General features: G+C 76.5%; 2 protein-coding genes. Both read left to right on the forward strand.

Features of this window, described 5'->3' with window-relative positions:
- The coding region (locus VGR37_19685) for a penicillin acylase family protein (GenBank protein HEV2149632.1) at positions 1 to 396 on the forward strand (396 nt) is incomplete at its 5' end.
- 288 nt (positions 397 to 684) lie between these two features.
- Positions 685 to 4,101: beta-ketoacyl synthase N-terminal-like domain-containing protein (locus VGR37_19690; protein HEV2149633.1), on the forward strand; the 3,417-nt coding region annotated here is incomplete at its 3' end.

The raw sequence follows: 4,101 nt of genomic DNA on the forward strand, positions 1-4,101 counted from the left end.
GCCGCCGTGGAGGCGCTGGACGCCGCCGCCGCGGCGGTGCGGGGAGCGTACGGCGCGCTGGACGTCCCCTGGGGCGACGTGTACCGCCTCCGCCGGGACAGCCTGGACCTCCCCGCCAACGGCGGCCCCGACCACGCCGGAGTGTTCCGCGCGCTCTGGGCCGCACCGGACGAGAACGGCCGGTTTGCGGCGTACGGGGGCGACTCGTACGTGGCCGCCATCGAGTTCGGGCGCCCGGTGCGCGCGCGGGCACTCCTGGCGTACGGGAACGCCTCGCAGCGGCACTCCCCGCACCGCACCGACCAGCTCCCGCTCTTCGCGCGCAAGGAGCTTCGCCCTGTCTGGCGGACGCGGGCGGAGGTGGAGGCGAACCTGAAGTCCCGACAGGGCTTCTGAGCCGCGGCCGCTCCGGCGGCAATCTTCTGCGGGGTCCCGCATAGAATCGGGCACCGGTTGCGTGCTTTCCACGCCTCGTCTTATATTCTCTCCCGGCGCGCGGGTCACCCGGGTGGCCCGCGCCAGCCGACCGAGGCCCCACCGACGCGGGCCCGGGGGAGTGTCCCGACTCCCTGCTCAGTATAAAATGGGACACGGATCGCGCGGGCGGTCCGTCCACGCGGTGTCCGCCCGGGCGATCCGGGACGGCGCCGCCCAGCCGGGAGAACCGGGGAGAAGGCGCAGAGCGTGGCGAACCGTTCCGAAGCCGTGAGCCTGGTGGAGCTCCTGCGTACCCGCGCGGAGGACGCCCCGTCTGAGACCTCGTACCTTTTCCTGGCCGACGGAGAGGCCGAGTCGGAGCGGGTCACGTACGCGGAGCTGGAGCGGCGGGCCCGGGGGATCGGCGCCCTGCTGCGGGAGGCCGGGGCCGCGGGGGAGCGGGTGCTCCTCCTCTACCCGCAGGGGCTGGACTTCGTCGCCGCGTTCTACGGGTGCCTCTTCGGCGGCGCCGTGGCCGTCCCCGCCTACCCGCCCCGCAACGACCGGGGCGTCCCCCGCATCCTCGCCATCCTCCGCGACGCGCGCCCCCGGGTGGTCCTCACCACCGCCGCGCTCCTGGGCGAGCTGCGCGCCTGGTTCGGAGAGGCGGCGGACGCGCGCGACCTCCGCTGGATCGCCACCGACGCCGCCCCTCCCGCGGCCGCGGACGCCTGGACGGACCCGGGGTGCGGCCCGGACACCCTCGCCTTCCTGCAGTACACGTCGGGCTCCACCGCACTGCCCAAGGGGGTGATGGTGAGCCACGGCAACCTCCTGCACAACCTGCGGCTCCTCCAGGAGGGGTGGGGGCAGCCCTCCACCGGCTCGGTGGTGGTGAGCTGGCTCCCGCTCTTCCACGACATGGGGCTGATCGGGAACGTGCTGGAGGCGCTCCACCTGGGCGCTCCCTGCGTCCTCATGTCCCCCGCCGCATTCCTGCAGCGCCCCTTCCGCTGGCTGGACGCCGTCTCCCGCTACGGGGCGACGCTCTCGGGCGGGCCCAACTTCGCGTACGACCTCTGCGTCCGCAGGACCACGCCGGAGCAGCGCGCGGGGCTCGACCTGTCCCGCTGGAGCGCGGCCTTCAACGGCGCGGAGCCGGTCCGCGGGGACACCCTGGAGCGCTTCTACGAGGCGTTCGCGCCGTGCGGGCTGCGCCGCGAGGCGCTCCACCCCGGGTACGGGCTGGCCGAGGCGACGCTGGTGGTGTCCTCCGGGCACGGCGGCGCCGAGAGGCCGCTCCTGCGCGCCTTCGACCCGGCGGCGCTGGAGCAGGGCCGGCTGGTGGTGGCGGACGAGGGCGCCGGGCGGACCCTGGTGGGGTGCGGGCGGGTGGTGGGCGGCCAGCGGGTGGTGATCGCCGACCCGGACACGGGCGCGGAGTGCCCGGCGGGAAAGGTGGGGGAGATCTGGGTGGCGGGGCCGAGCGTGGCCGGGGGGTACTGGGAGCGGCCGGAGGAGACGGAGCGGACCTTCCGCGCGCACCTGGCGGGGACGGGGGACGGGCCCTTCCTCCGCACCGGCGACCTGGGCTTCGTGCACGGGGGCGAGCTCTTCGTGGCGGGGCGCGCCAAGGACGTGGTGATCGTCCGGGGGCGCAACCACTACCCGCAGGACCTGGAGCTGACCGCCGAGCGCGCCCACGCGGCGATCCGCCCCGGATGCGGCGCCGCCTTCTCCGTCGAGGTGGAGGGCGAGGAGCGGCTGGTGGTGGCGGCCGAGCTGGAGCGCCGCGCCCTGGGGCTCGACCCCGCCCCCGTGGTGGACGCGGTGCGCCGCGCGCTCGCGGAGGAGCACGAGCTCCCGCCTTACGCGGTGGTCCTCCTGAAGACGGGGGCCGTCCCCAAGACCACCAGCGGGAAGATCCAGCGCCGCGAGTGCCGCGACCGCTGGCTGCAGGGGACGCTGCAGGCGGTGCACGCCTGGACGGAGGGAGCCGCCCCCGCCCACCGCGCCGACGCGCCCGCGCCCGGCGCGCCGGGGGAGGACGAGGTCCGCGCCTGGCTGGCCGCGCGCGTGGCGGAGCGCGCCTCCCTCCCCGCCGCCCTGGTGGACCCGAGGGAGCCGTTCGCGGTGTACGGGCTCGACTCGGCCGCGGCGGTGGGGCTCTCGGGAGAGCTGGAGGAGTGGCTGGGGCGGACGCTCCCGCCCACGCTCCTCTACGACCATCCCTCCATCGAGCGGCTGGCGCGCCACCTGGCCGGCGCGGAGGCGCCCGCCGCCGCGTCCGCCGCGCGCGGGGAGGGAGAGGCGCCGACGGAGCCCATCGCCATCGTGGGGATCGGGTGCCGCTTCCCGGGGGCGGACGGCCCGGAGGAGCTCTGGCGGGTGCTGCGGGACGGGATCGACGCCGTTTCGGAGGTGCCGGCCGGGCGATGGGACGTGGAGGCCCTCTACGACCCGGACCCCAAGGCGCCGGGGAAGATGAGCACCCGCTGGGGCGGCTTCCTCCGCTCAGTGGACGGCTTCGACGCCGCCTTCTTCGGGATCGCCCCGCGCGAGGCGGCGCGGATGGACCCGCAGCAGCGCATCCTCCTGGAGGTGGCGTGGGAGGCGCTGGAGGACGCGGGCCAGGACCCGGAGCGCCTGGCGGGCTCCGCCACGGGGGTGTTCGTGGGGATCTCCGGGAGCGACTACGGGCAGCTCCAGTTCGGCGACCCGGCGCTCGGCGACGCCTACGCGGGCACCGGCGGGGCGCTGAGCATCGCCGCCAACCGGCTCTCCTACGCGCTCGACCTGCGCGGCCCCAGCCTGGCGGTGGACACAGCCTGCTCCTCGTCGCTGGTGGCGCTGCACCTGGCCTGCCGCAGCCTGTGGAGCGGGGAGTGCGCGCAGGCGCTGGCCGGGGGCGTCAACCTGCTCCTCTCGCCCGGCGTCACCGTGACCTTCTCCAAGGCCGGCTTCATGGCGCCGGACGGGCGCTGCCGCGCCTTCGACGCGCGCGCCAGCGGGTACGTCCGCGCGGAGGGGGCGGGGGTGGTGGTGCTGAAGCCGCTTTCGCGCGCCCTCGCCGACGGCGACCCGGTGTACGCGGTGGTGCGCGGGACGGCGGTGAACCAGGACGGCCGGAGCAACGGCCTCACCGCCCCCAGCCGGCAGGCGCAAGAGGCGGTGCTGCGCGATGCGTACCGGCGCGCGGGAGTGCGCCCCGGCGAGGTGCAGTACGTGGAGGCGCACGGGACCGGGACGCCGCTCGGCGACCCGATCGAGGCGGCGGCGCTCGGCGCCGTCCTGGGCGAGGGGCGCCCCTCCGGGCACCCCTGCCTCCTGGGCTCGGTGAAGACCAACCTGGGGCACCTGGAGGCGGCGGCGGGGATCGCGGGCGTCGTCAAGGTCGCGCTGGCCATGCGCGAGCGGACGCTCCCGGCCTCGTTGCACTTCGAGTCGCCCAACCCGGAGATCCCCTTCGACCGGCTCCCCCTTCGCGTGCGGACGGAGACGGGCGCCTGGCCGGCGGAGCCCGGGGCGGCGCTGGCGGGGGTGAGCTCCTTCGGCTTCGGCGGGACCAACGCCCACGTCGTCCTGGGGGAGGCGCCGGTCCGCGGGGCGGAGCCCGACGCCCCGGACGGGCCCGTCCTCCTCCCGCTCTCCGCCCGCGCGGCCGCGGCGCTCGCCGACCTGGCG

This window comes from Longimicrobiaceae bacterium (assembly GCA_035936415.1).
Lineage (GTDB): Bacteria > Gemmatimonadota > Gemmatimonadetes > Longimicrobiales > Longimicrobiaceae > JAFAYN01.